Genomic DNA, 15757 nt, shown 5'->3' on the forward strand with positions numbered 1-15757 from the left:
TTTCATAATTACTCTCCAAAAGACCTGATTAAGTTGACGAATCCATATTACTCTTATAAATAATGACGATAAATGCTATATTTGTTGAGTTATTATCAACAATATGTTTATAAAATTGAGGTGGTATGGATAAACTTGATTTAATGCAGGCCTTTATAGCAGTAGCACAACAGGGCTCTTTTACATCTGCGGCTGAAAAATTGGGAGCTTCAACCCAGCTTATCAGTAAATATGTATCGCAACTGGAATCTGAACTTAAGGTACGTCTTTTACAAAGAACCACGCGCAGCGTAACTGTAACCGAGGCTGGACTGGCTTACCTGGAAAGAGCGCAGCAAATTCTATCGGATATTGATGCGCTTGAGGGCTCGATAAAAGAGCAGGGCGATGAGCCAAAGGGTCGACTGAGAATCAGCGCGCCAATGTCATTCTCTACTTTGCATTTGGGAAAACCACTGGCAGATTTTCAGCAGCAATACCAGGCGGTTACCATTGATCTTCAACTGAACGACAGAAAAGTTGATATTGTAGAAGAGGGATTTGATTTAGCCATTCGCATTGGTCAATTAGAGAGTTCGTCGCTAATAGCACGAAAGATTTCGCCAATTAACCTGATGATGTGTGCATCACCTGATTATCTGGCAAAACATGGAGAGCCGCAAAGCTTAGAAGATCTACAAGGGCACAGATACCTGCATTACAGTTATCGAAATGAGGATTTACCCGCGCTGGTGTCCACTAAGAATAAAGGGCTAATCCTCAATAAACAGAAAGGCAGCATCGTAGCTAACAATGGTGAGGTTCTGACCAAGGCTGCCGTTGCAGGAGCAGGAATTGTCTTGCAACCTACTTTTATAGTGGGCCCCTATATTGCTCAAGGGAAATTAAAGCCGATTCTTACACAGTATAAGCAGGATCCGCTCGGATTATACGCAGTATATCCACACCGCAAATATCTCTCCGCAAAAGTTCGAAGTTTTATCGACCATTTGCAATCTTTCTTTGGAGACAGACCCTATTGGGATGATTTTTGATTTAATATCGATTAAGAACCTAAAAGCTGTTTTAATGCTAGTATCAAAGACTGTTCAATAATTATATAACTTCAATATTTAATCGGGGAGTAATATGTTTGAAATAATACCAAATTGGCATCCAATATTTGTTCACTTTACTGTTTCACTCCTAGTCATTGCTGGTTTTCTACAGCTGTTTATTTGGTTATTCTCTTCTAAGGCTTCATCAGCACTTATAAGTACTCAAAAGTGGTTGGTTGTTCTCAGTGCTATTGCTGTTTTAGCGACTGTAGCCACCGGTTTGCAGGCCTATTACAGTGTGGCCCATGACACACCCTCACACCTGGCCATGACTGACCACAGAAACTGGGCAATAGCCACCAGTATTGTGTTTATCATTGGTGCAGCTTTGTACTTCATTGTCCCAAAGTTAAAGCAAAATTTGGCTGGGATTTTCTTTGTTGCTGCTCTAATACTTGTGTCAGTAACCGCAATGAAAGGCGGGGAGCTTGTTTATCGTCATGGCCTTGGTGTCATGTCATTGCCTGAAGTAAGTGGGGAAGGGCATGACCATGAACACGCTGATGGTGAGGGACATGGTGATCAAGATGAGCAGCATGCAGATTCACAGGGCACTATTGACACAAAAGAAAGTGCTCATGACCATGATAGTTCAGATGGCCATCATAATGAACGCAGTGCTGATGACAATGACACCGCTGCTATTAAATCAATTATCGCAGATATTAAATACGGCTGGGAAAATGGCGACGGTACTCCATTCCGTAAGCACTTCCTGGATTTTGAGGGGGCACGCTATGTTGAGTCTGGTGGTCAAAACGAAGGACTTGATGATCTTGTCACTCACCATGTAGAGCCTGAAAAAGATGCCTTAGAATATTTATCTCTGGAGTTCTCAAATATTGAAATCCATTTTGAAAATAACTTTGCCTGGGCTGTTGCTGACACACGAGTCAAAGGTAAGGTCAACAAAACGGGCTATGAGTTTGATAAATCAGGCTACCAGACATTCCTGTTCCGCAAAGTAAACGAACAGTGGAAAGTGGTGCATACACATTCATCATCAAGAGATTACAAAGAGCCTAAAGTAAAAGAGCCTACTGACAAGGAAGAAGAGGCGACTCACTCTCATGACGAGCCGCATGAGCACTAAGCAGTTCCTTAAGTCTATATACTAGAAAGCCCCTAAAATGGGGCTTTTTTATTGATTAGTTATTCCAATACTTATTTCATAAACTCAATTGAAGTAGTGTTCGTCACGCTTAATTAAAATTTAGTGTAGAGATAAGCTTATTTGTAAAACCGATTGACAATCGGTTTTATGCATGTAATTATCGCTTAACCTTTTTTTTACCAGTACTTAAAATGGTTCTAGGCGAGCTCGAAAAGCAAGTATTACAGTATTTATGGGAATATCCTGATTCAGATGCGAAGCAGGTACACGTTGTTTTGTCTAATCAACGTGGTGGGGGAACCTTGAATACCATTCAGAGCACTCTTGATCGCCTTTACAAGAAAGGTCTGCTTTCTCGCAAAAAGAAGGGTTTAGCCTATTACTACAAGGCTAAACTTGATAGAGAGCACCTGATTGCAAAGTTAATTGATAATGTCACCAGTGACTTTGTTCGTGCTGGTGAAAATAGTCTTATCGCCGCATTTTCATCCATATCATCAGATCTCGATGACTCGCAACTTGAAGAGCTTGAACAGCTCATACAAAAACAAAGACAGGCCAGGGGCTAACGAGTTATATGATAATAGGTGACTGGGCCTTAGTCTTTAATTTAGCAAGCATCGGTTTGATGGGGCTTTTTATAGCTCACGCGCTTCAATCGATAGGCTGGCTATTAATTAAAAAAAAGCTAATGGCTCTATGTCCGCAGTCTAGAAAAAACCTACTACTATCATGGGTAGTATCTCCTTTTATTCTTAGCTTGGTTGTAACTGCATTTTTCTACCTCTCAATTACAGGTTCACACGAAATCCTAAATAATATTGCTCATTGGCACCATGCTTATGTTTTTAACTTCAATAGTTGGCATGGTTTTTTGCTGGTTAGTTTTATACTGTATTTTTTATGGAAGCTGTTTCTGGCTGTCAGACAGTGGCGTAGTCAGCGCTCTGACATCAAAAGTCTGAATCTATTGAGTGGTGTACATACCGGTAGACGTTGTAACGATTTAAACTACTTTTTATTAGACAGTAAAAGTCCCGCTGCATTTGTCGCTGGAATTATCAAACCAAAGTGTTATTTAACAATTGGCTTAAAGCAACAACTGTCCTCAAATGAGCTTAATATTGTGTTGAAGCATGAGAAGGCACACATAGACTTTAAAGACGCTTTATCAAAGTATCTTTTTAATTTGTTGACTATTTTCTACCCGAGTAAAATACGACTTCAGATCAAACAAAATTATATCTTGGCACTTGAGCAAATTGCGGATCAGGAAGTCTCTAAGTCATATAAAGCTGTAGATGTTGCATCAACATTGGTGAAGGTCGCAAGACTTCAAAAAATGCATAAATCACAGTTAAGTTTCTGCCACTTCGGTAGTGAGCATATCAGCTTACGTGTTGAGCAGTTAATTGCACCTAATGCTCTAACTGTTTTACCTAAAGGCATGAGTATTATCGGTATCATTTTAATGATGCTGGTAACGCTTTCCGCAATTGATGCCTCTCATCACCTCGTAGAATCTTTATTCAACCATTAATTAAGGTTACTTATGTCGTTTAATAATTCATTGAACAGGCCTGGCAAACCGATTGCCAATCGGTTTTCAGTAAAAACTAAGTTCAATATCACAATGCTTCTCACGGCACTTTTAACTCTTTTTAGTATCAATGCAGTAGCAGAAACTTCAAATGTCGGCCATCAGATCGGTCTATCAGAAGCTATACAAGTAACTTTAGATAATCATCCTGAGATGGCCCGCTATCGTTACCAAAAGCAAAAATTTGATGCTCTTACCAAACAGGCAGGTGTGAGCCAAAAGCCACAGCTCGATGTGACTATTGAAGATGCATTTGGCTCTGGTGATTACAGCGGGTTTGATGCTGCTCAGACTACCATCGGTATAAGCTGGATACTTGATGGGGACCTGGTTGATAGTCGAATTAAAGCTTCGAGGGAAGCCTCTTCACAGCTTAGTTTTGAACGTGAAATTAAAGCATTAGATTTATCTTCTGATACGGCCAAAACTTTTGTTGAGCACATAGCACTTCAAGAGCAAATCAAACTGGCACGCCTAAATCTACAGCAGACCCAGGAAGCTTATGAGTCCATTGTCAGTCTGAATAAAAGGGGCAAAGGCTCAACTATCGATACCATACAGATGAAAGCGAATGTTGCTCGCTCTGAACTGATGATTGAAGATTTGGAGCATGAGTTGAAAGCCACACAGAGACGTTTCATGAATAATCTTGGTGAAGAAGCTAAGTTGATGACTCCCAAAGGAAACTTATTTTCAATACCTGCTATAGATAATCTGAATGAATCTATGGCCAAACTCAAAGAACATCCTCGACTGCTAGCATTTGCTAATAAAAGCCGAGTCCTGGAGTCACAAATTGAATTGGCGCGTATAGAAGCTGAGCCAAGATGGGAATTTTCTACAGGCCTACGACGTTACGAAAGAACCAGTGACGTAGGTATCGTTGCTGGTTTTTCTGTGCCTCTTGGCAGCAGTGGCAGCAATGCCGGAAAAATCCAGTCTTTGCGAGCTGAGCGATCTATTTATGAAGTTGAGTCTGAGGTCCTAAGGCGAGAGCTTTACACTCAGCTTTATGTCTTATTACAAGAAATTGAACACAGCAAGCATGTCATTAACGTCAATCAGCAACAAATAATCCCTCTTTTAAAAGAAGCTAAAGAAGAGGTTAATAAAGCTTATCAAATAGGGCGCACAAGCTATCTTCAATGGTTCAATATTCATCAGGATTATTTAGTCGCTCATTTAGAATTAATCAATGCCTACAAAATGCTACACCTGAAAAATATTGAATTGCAGCGTCTGACTGGCACTACATTAGAAACCATAGAGAACTAATTATGCACAAACTTACCTATCAATCGATATTAGTCGGCTTGTTATTTTTGGCTTCGGTTTGTTTTTCTACAGAAACCTTTGCATTTTCTGGGGCTGCTGAAAAAGAAGTGGTTGTAGAAAAAGGGCCTCATAATGGACGCATGTTACGCCAAGATGGTTTTGCAATTGAGCTTTCAATATTTGAAACGGGAGTTCCTCCTGAGTTTCGCGTATGGGCCACAAAAGATGGCGAAACTTTAGCACCTGAATCAATAGATTTAAACGTCAAACTTACACGCTTAGGCGGTGTCGTGGATGATATCAATTTCAAACCTGAAAATGACTACCTAAGAGGCGATATGGTCATTTATGAACCACACTCATTTTTAGTTACGGTTTCAGCAAAGCATCAAGGCCAATCGTATCGTTGGGAGTATGAAAATTTTGAGGGAAGAACTCAGATTGCTGACAAAGTCGCCGATGCAATGGGGATAGAAACTGAAATCGCTGGCCCTGCAACATTGCACCAGACTATTGAAGTATATGGAGTGTTAAAATGGCCACCGGGAGCACAAAGGCAACTAAAAGCTCGATTCGATGGCGAGGTGCGCAAGGTTCACGTAGAACTTGGTGCCCGTGTTGAAAAAGGACAAACTTTATTGACCATTGAAAGTAACGAGAGTCTAAGTCCTTACTCTATCCGTTCACCACTTTCAGGAGTGGTTACAGGCCTATTTGCAAGCGAAGGCGAGCAAGCTAATGAGCAGACATTGATTGAAGTAACTGCTACTGACAGTCTCATAGCAGAGTTAGCGGTTTTCCCATCTGATCGGACAAAAGTAAAGTTGAATGCACCGGTTGAGTTAAGTGTTAATAGTTTGAGCACTCCGATCAAATCAGTTATTGACAGTAGCCTCCCTCAAACTCGATCCGATCAAGCCAAAGTATATCGAGTCAAAGTTGACAATACCGAACTGGGATTAAGCGAAGGACAGTTTGTAACTGCTCAAATCGAAGTTAATACACTAGAAGTTCAACTAGCCGTAAAACGTACTGGTTTACAGGCATTTAGAGACTTTACAGTAGTTTATGCGAAAGTAGGGGAGCAGTACGAAGTTAGAATGCTTGAACTTGGCGAACAGGATGCTGAGTGGATTGAAGTTCTGGGTGGGCTAGAGCCTGGCACAGAGTACGTCACGGAAAATAGTTTCATTATCAAAGCCGATATCGAAAAATCCGGCGCATCACACGACCATTAGGAGTGAGTAATGCTGGATAAAATTTTACGCTTTTCGATACAGCGAAACTTTTTAATATTACTCGGGGTTCTTGCTTTAGCTGGACTCGGTTTATGGAACTTTAAAAAGCTGCCAATTGATGCAGTACCTGATATTACTAATGTACAGGTCATGATCAATACAGAAGCAGCTGGTTACACGCCTCTTGAGGTAGAGCAGCGAGTAACATACCCACTTGAAACAGCTTTAGCCGGACTACCGGGTTTGACTAATACGCGTTCGGTTTCACGATACGGCTTGTCACAAGTAATTGCTATTTTTAACGACGAAACCGATGTCTATTTTGCAAGGCAGTTGGTTAATGAACGCCTTCTTTCTGCAAAATCTGAGTTGCCACCAGGTGTTGAACCACAGCTAGGTCCTATTGCTACCGGCCTGGGTGAGATCTTTATGTTCACCGTTGATGCTGAGCCAGGTGCTGTTAATGACTCTGGCGAGCCAATCACTCCTATGGACTTAAGAACGGTTCATGATTGGATCATTCGCCCACAACTTATGCGAGTCCCTGGCGTTGTTGAAGTTAATCCCATTGGTGGTTATGAGCGAGAAATACTGGTTGCTTTCGAACCAAAAAAATTGCTGTCTTTTAGCCTTACTCAAAGCGATGTTATTTCGGCGATTCAGCAAAATAACGCCAATCAGGGTGCCGGATTTATCGAGAATAGTGGTGCTCAGTGGCTCATTAGAGTGCCAGGGCAGGTAGATTCACTGGAGGCAATTGAGTCAATTCCGGTCAGCACTAAAAATGGCTCAAGTGTCAGAGTATCGGATGTTGCAACAGTAACAGAAGGGCACGGATTAAGGACCGGTGCAGCAACTCAAAATGGCCGTGAAGTTGTTATGAGCACGGTGTTCATGCTGATTGGTGAGAATAGCCGTACCGTTGCACATGCTGTTGGTCAAAAACTGAAAGAAATCAATCAAACTCTTCCTGATGGTGTTGTTGCAACTGCAGTATACGATAGAACTAAGTTAGTCGATGAGACACTTACAACGGTAACGACAAACCTCACCGAAGGTGCGTTGCTCGTTATCGTTATTTTGTTCTTGTTGCTGGGAAATATTAGAGCTGCATTTTTAACTGCTCTGGTTATTCCATTTGCAATGCTGATGACGATTACCGGAATGGTACAGACCAGAGTCAGTGCAAACCTGATGAGTCTTGGTGCTTTAGATTTTGGTTTGTTGGTAGATGGCGCCATTATTATTGTTGAAAACTGTTTACGGCGACTTAGCCAAAATAGTCACCAACAGGGACAGTTACCTTTGCGCGAACGTCTTGATATCGTTTTCAATGCAACAAGAGAAGTCATCCGCCCGGCAATGTTCGGAGTTTTCATTATCACAGCGGTTTATCTTCCAATATTTGCATTGGAAGGTGTTGAAGGGAAGATGTTCCATCCAATGGCCATCACCGTGGTTATTGCATTGCTAAGTGCTATGCTGTTATCGATAACCTTTGTACCAGCTGCTACAGCACTATTATTTAAGAAACCTGTAAAAGAAAAGCGTAATTACATTATGCAGGCCGCCTCTAAGCTTTATCAGCCTGCGCTTGGCTGGGTCATAAAAGCTCGTTGGATAGTGTTATCTGTTGCCGCACTGCTGGTTGTAATTAGTGGTTACCAGGCGACAAGACTGGGTAGTGAGTTTGTACCTAATCTTGACGAAGGCGATATTGCCATGCATGCATTACGAATTCCTGGTACCTCATTAAGTCAGGCCATTGCGCTGCAAGAAAGTCTTGAAGAAAAAATTAAAGAAATGCCTGAAGTTGAAAGAGTATTTGCGAAAATTGGTACTGCCGATGTGGCGACCGATGCTGTTCCACCGAGTGTAGCGGATAATTTTATTATCTTGAAACCTCGCGATGAGTGGCCAGACCCCGATAAACCAAAAGCTCAGATCGTTCAGGAGTTATCAGATCTTGTTAACCAGATACCGGGCAATCGTTACGAATTCTTGCAACCAATTCAGATGCGTTTTAATGAGTTGTTGGCCGGTGTAAGAGCAGAACTTGCGATTAAAGTCTTTGGTGACGACCTAGAGAAACTGGCTGAAATCGGCGATGAAATTGAAGGGGCAATTGGCTCGGTTGAGGGAATTGCCGATTTGCAGGTAGAGCAGATTACTGGACTTCCTATGTTGGTAATTGAGCCTGATACAGGGAAGCTTGCTCAATATGGAATTACTAAATCACTGCTTCAACAACAAATCGCTACCGCAATGCGTGGTACCGTAGCAGGTAAGTTTTATGAAGGTGATATTCGTTCAGATATAGTGGTTCGACTTAATGAAGAAAGCCGTTCTAATATGGATAACCTGAATCGATTATCTATTCAGATTAATCATAAAACAGTACTGCCTTTGCAGGAGTTAGCAACTGTAAAAAAGGTTGTTGGTGCAAATCAGGTTAATCGTGAGAATGGCAAGAGAAGGGTAGTTGTCACCGCCAATGTCAGAGGAAGAGATTTAGGTTCATTTGTTGCAGATATTCAATCGGCTATTACTAAGGACGTTGAAATTCCTGCTGGGTACTGGATTGAATATGGTGGTACTTATCAGAAACTTCAGTCTGCATCAGATCGACTTAGCCTTGTTGTGCCATTAACACTGCTGATGATTATTGGCTTACTGATCCTTGCCCTTGGTTCTATAAAAGATGCACTTATTATCTTTTCTGGCGTACCGCTTGCATTAACTGGTGGGGTCGCGGCCTTAATGCTTCGTGATATTCCATTTTCTATTTCAGCGGCCGTCGGTTTTATTGCTTTGTCGGGTATAGCAATATTAAACGGACTGGTAATGGTTTCGTTCATCAGAGAGCTAATCAAAGATCGTCTAACAATAGACCAGGCAATTTTTCAAGGAGCTCTTACTCGCCTAAGGCCTGTATTGACTACAGCACTCGTTGCATCTCTGGGCTTTATTCCAATGGCTCTTAATACTGGAATTGGCTCAGAAGTACAGCGACCTTTAGCGACAGTCGTTATCGGTGGTATTATTTCATCCACACTTTTAACACTATTTGTAATACCCGCACTCTATAAATTACTACACAAAGACGTTACTCCAATTAAGGTGCAAAACAGTGAATAAAAAATTTATCTTTCTATTCTTGAAGATATTTGTGGCTATATTAGCCTTTGGATCAATTGATGCATTTGCTCATGGTGTCAATGACAGCACTCGTAGTTTTCTGGAAAACAATACCGGAGTGCAGTTCATCCCTTTCCTTTATATAGGTGCTAAGCACATGGTCACTGGATATGACCATTTGTTGTTCCTGGTCGGTGTCATTTTCTTCTTATACAAAAGCAAGGATGTCCTGCTGTACGTCACGATGTTCACTATTGGCCACAGCATCACCTTACTTTATGGAGTATTGAACGAAATCAATGTTAACCCATACATCATAGATGCCATTATCGGCTTATCGGTGGTTTATAAAGGCTTTGATAATCTCGGAGGCTTTAAACGGTTATTTGGAAAACAGCCAAATACTCAATTAGCAGTACTAATATTTGGTTTATTCCATGGTTTTGGTCTTGCTACCAAATTACAGGAATTCCAATTACCTGAAGATGGTTTATTAAGCAACATCATTGGTTTTAATATTGGTGTAGAAATAGGGCAGTTCGCAGCACTTGGCATAATCCTTCTGGTGATGAACGCTTGGAGAAAACTGCCTTCTTATGAACGTTTTTCTATAGCCACCAATACACTATTGATGAGTGCTGGATTTATGTTAATGGGCTACCAGCTTACTGGTTACTATTTAAATTAATTAAAGAGACATCTTATGCAACCAACAGTTAGTAATAAAAGTTTACTCAAAGCGACAATTATCGCTTTAGTTATTTCAGCAATTGCGCTGGTAACAATAATCCTACCATCGGAATACAATATCGATCCAACGGGTATAGGAGAAAAACTCGGCTTAACAGTCTTATCACAAAGCCAAACTGAAGAAAATTCAGAAACTATGACTGAGCAAAGCAGTGATACAAATGCTCAAAGCAAAGTTATTGAGGTCACAGTGCCTGCGGGTAGGGGAATTGAGTACAAGTTTGATATGGAAAAGTACTCAAAGCTTAAATATGAGTGGATGACTGATGGTCAATCACTTTATTTTGATCTTCATGGTGAGCCTGAAGGTGACACCACGGGTTATTTTGAAAGTTACGTTATAGCGACCAATGCCGAAATGAAAGGTTCATTCACAGCGCCTTTTGCAGGTTCGCACGGTTGGTACTGGAAGAATAACTCGGACCAGGATGTGGCAATTCAATTAATTGTCGAAGGTGAATTCGAAGTTATCGGTTTAAAACAGTAAATTGGAGTAATCATGAAACAACTTATTAGCATTTTAGCAGCATTAGTAATTATCACGGGCAGCGCGCAAGTTTCAGCCCATGGCGGTGGTCATGGCATCATTAGTGATCAAGAAGCTGTATTGGTAGCTGCTACAACGGTGAAAAAGATGACGTTTAAAGACTTTGGCTTCGACGTAGGAAAACTTGGAGACCAATGGAAAAGTATCAGTCATGAAAATGTCACACTTATCGACATCATTGGTGGTAACTTTTTGCTTGAAGTAAAACACCCAGAGACATCAGAAACCATCTACATACAAGTTACAAAGAGTGGACAAGCTGTAGCCGCAACGGAATCGAAACCATCCTGATGATTGAGTGAGGTGGCGTATCCTTGCTACCTATAAACTTCTTTAAATACTGTATATCCCATTATTATGAATAATTAAAAAAGTTCGATATTACTGCAACGATTTAAAATTATTAGTGCACCAATTGTCGTCAACAATTAGAGTGATTTAATACAAAAATTCTATTTTCACTACACAAAATTACTGTCCACGAAAGTGTGTAAAAAATTAATTTACAGACAGCAACGATCATAAAACAAAAACAATTGTGGCGGATTTTGTTATTCTGAAGGGGCACTTATGAGCTTTTATATATAGATGGGGCGGTTTAGGAATGAGGCTTTGTGGGGGCTGGTTCACTATTTGATAATTTGGTTTTTATACATATCGAATTTTTTTTCTGGCGTCCCATACAGTACACTTAGCTGATTCTGGTAAAGATCTCAAGTTCTTTCTCTATTTCAATAGATACATCAGAAAATTACTCTTGTCAGCAAGAGTGGCGTTACCAGACATGAACCTAAAGAACGAAATAATGTCTCTTCGTTCCTGATCTTAATCAGTTATTGCGAATGAGTTGATCTAGATCAGTCTAAACGCATCAACATTACAGTCCTGCAATATTTGCGTAAGCCTTGTGTCATCTTCGTCTCGTTATCATAACTAAAGAACATTTCTGGTCTGTGATCCGAATCACTCTTGTAGATATTGATAATCAACTAAGGGGAAATCCCATGAAGAAAGCAAAACTTAAAGTGCATCTTATGGCACTAACGGCTGCAATACTGCCAGTTGCTGCTTATGCTGACAATGAAGACGACAATCTCAGGGAGCAGGTCGATGCACTTCAAAAGCAAGTTGAACGATTGGAAAACGCGGCGGCCACAAGGAATACAGATTCGTCATTTCACATGGCAGGTTATGGATCGGTCGAGTACGCGGACTCGGATTCTGGTGTCGGTGCTTTTAACAAAGTAATGGTAGCCCCTATCATACATTATACTTATCAAGACTGGTTGATGTTCGAGACAGAATTTGAGCTGTCAAATACTGCTGATGGTGGAACTGAGTTGGCATTGGAATATGCCTCTGTTGACCTGTTTCTAAACGACTCTGTTGCGCTTGTCGCGGGTAAATTTTTAAGCCCAATTGGACAATTTCGCCAAAATTTGCACCCTAGCTGGATCAATAAGGCAGTATCGGCGCCTGCCGGTTTTGGCCATGGTGGAGCCGCTCCACTAAGTGAGACGGGTTTGCAATTGCGTGGCGGTTTTCCTGTAGGTGAGATGCGTGCCAATTATGCTTTCTATATTGGAAATGGGCCCACTCTCGCCGCTGTAGTAGAGCAGCATGAAGGGGATTACGAACTCGCTATAGAGGAAGTAGAAACCGAAGGCCGTACCAATGACCCTGATGGGAAGAAATCATTTGGTGGCCGGTTTGGGTTTTTGCCATTTTCCGGTCTCGAAATTGGGATTTCTGCAGCTAAAGGTAAAGCCACTGTGACGGATGCTTTTGCGGGTGGACATGATGGGCCTGAGCTTGATATTGAATCATCGGGTGAGTTTGATTATGACGCTATAGGTGCCGATTTTCGCTATGGCTGGAAGAACCTAGAGTTGCGAGGTGAATATATCAAAACCGAGATTGGTGAAGGTAGTGCTGGTGTTGCACTTCACAGCGATGACCTGCCTGAGGATTATTTAGGTCCTTCTGAGTTTGATGATGCTGAGGTTGGTGAATGGAAGGCTTGGTATCTGCAGGCGGCCTACAAAATTCCAACGACCCCCCTTGAAGTTGTTATTCGGACCAGCGAATTGCAGACGCCTCATTTTGGCGAAAATTACTCTCAACGGACAGTTGGATTGAATTACCTGTTTGCACCCCATGTTATCGCCAAGTTCAATTATGAAATGAAAGACTATGACTCATCAATCGCAGGTGAACAGGACACTGTGAAATTACAATTGGCTTACGGTTTTTAGGAGAGAAGTGAAATGAATATTAGTAAAAGTATGAAATATGATCTTTTTGTTGCCAGTATTGCGGCTTTGTTCCTGGCTGTAAGCATCATTACACCGACGCATGCTAAAGCAAACAATGATGCTGTAAAGGGTGCCCAAAAATGGGCGGATAATTGTGCTCGGTGTCATAACATGCGTGATCCGAAGGAGTTATCGGATGAGTACTGGGAAACTACTGTCAATCACATGCGTATTCGAGCCGGTTTAACGGGGCAGGATGCACGAGATATTCTTGCTTTCCTGCAAGCATCTAACACGCCACCTGAAAAGGAAATATCAAAGCCCGTATCTATAAATCAGATTAGCTCAAAACTATCTGGTGAAGAAGTCTACAAAAGTTCTTGTATCGCATGTCATGGCAGCGACGGCAAGGGTGCTTTGCCTGGCACACCGGATTTCACCAACGCCAAAGGCCCATTGAACAAAAATGATGAAGAACTGTTAAGCAACATGATTAACGGGTTTCAGAGTCCTGGTTCGCCCATGGCCATGCCACCTCGTGGCGGTAACGCTAGTTTGACTGATGCCGACGTCAAAGCTGTTCTTGGCTATATTCGAGCCACCTTCGGTAAATAGTGTTTTAAATTTTATGCCTAAAGTGCCCTGTGTCAGCTGGGCACTTTGCTCATTTTATCTTTTCTGAGCCTTATTCTTTCTCGTGTAGGTGCCTATGGCTTACTGACTTTTGCACCCGATGAGTAATAGGATTGTAGATCCTTGAGTGTTTCCCGTAAACGGCATTGATTTTTGATGTTAGCGATGCTCACCTTTGGAATTTCACCTAGGCTAACGAATTGATCTAATCGTTGAGTGGTCTTCATCTGAACCATTAACCTCAAAGTGATGCACTCGACAGTTTATAGTGGCGCAGTGCAAATCGTTTCTCTTTGGGGCGGCGTATAGACCCCTTCAACTACTCTTGGGTTATATCCGATTTTATCCGTGGATAGGCTATCTGGTAGATGAGGTCCATTAACTCAATTTTCCTTTGTTGACAGCATCAATGCGTGGTTCTGGTTACGTCTTTTAGCAGTCATTGGGAACCCTTGAGTCCAGTCTCGTGAGCAATTTCGATAACGATGTTTTATGAGTGTATTTGACTTTCTTTAGCCGCATGGCGCGGATTATATTAATTAGACGCTATTACAATAACAATTGGACGTTAATTAATTACTTTATTAGACGAGAACCATTCATGTACCGACGATTTTCTGAAATTGATGTCTAAGAGGCTCAGAGCAAAATCCAGCAGTCTTAGTGATGGGGCCTAGTCAGGTGGGTAAAACCACCCTAGTTAAGGGGCTTATCGAGGAAATTGCGTTGAAGACATGGAATACATCACGTTGGACGACTAGGCTAAGTTCGAGACCGTCCAAGCTGATCCCGTCGGATTTATTTGCAATTTGCTGCCAAAACGCATTGCACTCGACGAGGTTCAACGCCTGCCAGAGCTGTTCGTCTCTATCAAGCAGGCTGTGGACGAGCCGCGGACGATTGGACGATTTGTTCTGACAGGTCTCGACAATTCCTTGTTCTTGCCCGGGCTATTATTTTCACTGGCCAGTCCGAATGGACTCGGTACGACTGATAAAACTTTCAGACTGTTAGTTTCAGACGCATAGCTCTAGTTTTCTAGTCAAACTGCTGAACCAGGAAGCGCCTTTGAGCCATAACTTACACGTGCGGTTCGTGGCCTGACCTGGTAACGCCTGCTTAAGCAGCCAGGTGATTTAGGTTTAATGTTGGAATCTTTTGTCTACAACGAATAACGCAAACAGTTCGTTCGGATCGTGGAGTAGTTGAACTGCTGCCGTTACTGGGACAAGGGTAAGGTGGAGGTTGATGTGATCATCTAGAACGCCACTGGTGACTGTTTTACCGTTGAGATCAAGGCAGTAGCAACGTTTAGCGTAAGATATTTTACCGGACTGAAACATTTTCAATCAGTGGCTGGAGACCGCTTCAAAATGGGTGTTCTGTTTTACAACGGATATCACACGGTGGATTTTTGGTGACAATCTTTATGCGGTACCACTGTGAACCCTTTGGGTATAACATGAACATAAGTTATGTTAATGACGATATTGTAATTTAAGCGTCATTTATCTGTCAGGATTATAGCTTGATAATATTACTACTAGAGTTTAGTCTTCAACATTTCGCACGATCAAGTTTTACAACTTAGAGATGATGAAATGCTAAACTCATTAATTAATCTCAACGTTGATCAAAGAATTGAAGATCCAAGCAAAGCAGAATAACCTGATGTAATTAGCGGTATAATTATTTTATGCGATTTAACAAATTGGGACTTTACATAGCAATTTTCGCGTTACTGGCTTTTACCAGCCAGTGGTTTGCTGTTGTGAAATTGCCCTGCGAACAGATGAATCATCATTCCACCGCTCCTGCAATGGTAGAAACAACGGATATTGCGCATATGGATCATCTGGTCCACGCCGGAGCTGAGAATGCTGGTGCGAGTGGCTGTTGCAATCAGAATGATTGCTCCCAGATGAACTGTATTTCTGCAAGTGTAGCGGGTGTAAGCACACAGTCTCCGTTTTCCGTTCAATTTTCTCAAACACTTAATGCAGAATATTCGGTTTCCCTCCTTACTCAGAACATTACCTCGCTATTCCGTCCCCCCATTTCACGCTGACATAGGGTCGGTACGCCTAAAATTCGGGCTTCTGACTATTTT

The 15757-nt window shown here is 41.7% G+C and carries 12 protein-coding genes; all 12 read left to right on the forward strand.

Annotation, left to right across the window (positions count from 1 at the left end; translation table 11 throughout):
• Nucleotides 1-125: 125 nt before the first annotated feature.
• On the forward strand, nucleotides 126-1034 hold the full coding sequence (locus HUJ19_RS08075; protein WP_290623255.1) for a LysR family transcriptional regulator: 909 nt from the start codon (nucleotides 126-128) through the stop codon (nucleotides 1032-1034).
• Between the two features lie 94 nt (nucleotides 1035-1128).
• A complete protein-coding gene (locus tag HUJ19_RS08080) occupies nucleotides 1129-2190 on the forward strand; it encodes a DUF2231 domain-containing protein (protein ID WP_106646669.1) in 1062 nt (353 codons plus the stop codon).
• Nucleotides 2191-2402: 212 nt separating this feature from the next.
• Nucleotides 2403-2780, forward strand: a complete 378-nt coding sequence (locus HUJ19_RS08085) for a BlaI/MecI/CopY family transcriptional regulator (RefSeq protein WP_106646670.1) — start codon at nucleotides 2403-2405, stop codon at nucleotides 2778-2780.
• An 8-nt stretch (nucleotides 2781-2788) separates the two neighbouring features.
• A complete protein-coding gene (locus HUJ19_RS08090) occupies nucleotides 2789-3751 on the forward strand; it encodes a M56 family metallopeptidase (RefSeq protein ID WP_106646671.1) in 963 nt (320 codons plus the stop codon).
• Between the two features lie 12 nt (nucleotides 3752-3763).
• Complete coding sequence (locus tag HUJ19_RS08095) at nucleotides 3764-5086, forward strand: TolC family protein (protein ID WP_290623260.1); 1323 nt, start codon at nucleotides 3764-3766, stop codon at nucleotides 5084-5086.
• A 2-nt stretch (nucleotides 5087-5088) separates the two neighbouring features.
• Complete coding sequence (locus tag HUJ19_RS08100) at nucleotides 5089-6324, forward strand: efflux RND transporter periplasmic adaptor subunit (protein ID WP_290623262.1); 1236 nt, start codon at nucleotides 5089-5091, stop codon at nucleotides 6322-6324.
• A 9-nt stretch (nucleotides 6325-6333) separates the two neighbouring features.
• A complete protein-coding gene (locus tag HUJ19_RS08105) occupies nucleotides 6334-9462 on the forward strand; it encodes a CusA/CzcA family heavy metal efflux RND transporter (RefSeq protein WP_106646674.1) in 3129 nt (1042 codons plus the stop codon).
• On the forward strand, nucleotides 9455-10150 hold the full coding sequence (locus HUJ19_RS08110) for a HupE/UreJ family protein (RefSeq protein WP_106646675.1): 696 nt from the start codon (nucleotides 9455-9457) through the stop codon (nucleotides 10148-10150). The genes HUJ19_RS08105 and HUJ19_RS08110 overlap by 8 nt, the downstream gene beginning before the upstream one ends.
• Nucleotides 10151-10165: 15 nt before the next feature.
• Nucleotides 10166-10699, forward strand: a complete 534-nt coding sequence (locus HUJ19_RS08115) for a hypothetical protein (RefSeq protein ID WP_106646676.1) — start codon at nucleotides 10166-10168, stop codon at nucleotides 10697-10699.
• A gap of 12 nt (nucleotides 10700-10711) precedes the next feature.
• Nucleotides 10712-11050, forward strand: a complete 339-nt coding sequence (locus HUJ19_RS08120; RefSeq protein WP_290623267.1) for a DUF6488 family protein — start codon at nucleotides 10712-10714, stop codon at nucleotides 11048-11050.
• A 713-nt stretch (nucleotides 11051-11763) separates the two neighbouring features.
• Nucleotides 11764-13014: a hypothetical protein gene (locus HUJ19_RS08125; RefSeq protein WP_106646678.1), complete on the forward strand. Its 1251-nt coding sequence runs from the start codon at nucleotides 11764-11766 to the stop codon at nucleotides 13012-13014.
• Between the two features lie 12 nt (nucleotides 13015-13026).
• Nucleotides 13027-13629, forward strand: a complete 603-nt coding sequence (locus tag HUJ19_RS08130; RefSeq protein ID WP_106646679.1) for a cytochrome c — start codon at nucleotides 13027-13029, stop codon at nucleotides 13627-13629.
• Nucleotides 13630-15757: the final 2128 nt, after the last annotated feature.

Origin of the sequence: Kangiella sp. (genome assembly GCF_014762745.1) — a bacterium.
Classification (GTDB): Bacteria; Pseudomonadota; Gammaproteobacteria; order Enterobacterales; family Kangiellaceae; genus Kangiella.

What these genes read in the sequence shown, in the direction of transcription:
- HUJ19_RS08120 (WP_290623267.1), top strand. Translation starts at nt 10,712, where the DNA reads ATGAAACAACTTATTAGCATTTTAGCAGCATTAGTAATTATCACGGGC.
- HUJ19_RS08095 (WP_290623260.1), top strand. Translation starts at nt 3,764, where the DNA reads ATGTCGTTTAATAATTCATTGAACAGGCCTGGCAAACCGATTGCCAAT.
- HUJ19_RS08090 (WP_106646671.1), top strand. Translation starts at nt 2,789, where the DNA reads ATGATAATAGGTGACTGGGCCTTAGTCTTTAATTTAGCAAGCATCGGT.
- HUJ19_RS08130 (WP_106646679.1), top strand. Translation starts at nt 13,027, where the DNA reads ATGAATATTAGTAAAAGTATGAAATATGATCTTTTTGTTGCCAGTATT.
- HUJ19_RS08125 (WP_106646678.1), top strand. Translation starts at nt 11,764, where the DNA reads ATGAAGAAAGCAAAACTTAAAGTGCATCTTATGGCACTAACGGCTGCA.
- HUJ19_RS08115 (WP_106646676.1), top strand. Translation starts at nt 10,166, where the DNA reads ATGCAACCAACAGTTAGTAATAAAAGTTTACTCAAAGCGACAATTATC.
- HUJ19_RS08080 (WP_106646669.1), top strand. Translation starts at nt 1,129, where the DNA reads ATGTTTGAAATAATACCAAATTGGCATCCAATATTTGTTCACTTTACT.
- HUJ19_RS08100 (WP_290623262.1), top strand. Translation starts at nt 5,089, where the DNA reads ATGCACAAACTTACCTATCAATCGATATTAGTCGGCTTGTTATTTTTG.
- HUJ19_RS08075 (WP_290623255.1), top strand. Translation starts at nt 126, where the DNA reads ATGGATAAACTTGATTTAATGCAGGCCTTTATAGCAGTAGCACAACAG.
- HUJ19_RS08085 (WP_106646670.1), top strand. Translation starts at nt 2,403, where the DNA reads ATGGTTCTAGGCGAGCTCGAAAAGCAAGTATTACAGTATTTATGGGAA.
- HUJ19_RS08105 (WP_106646674.1), top strand. Translation starts at nt 6,334, where the DNA reads ATGCTGGATAAAATTTTACGCTTTTCGATACAGCGAAACTTTTTAATA.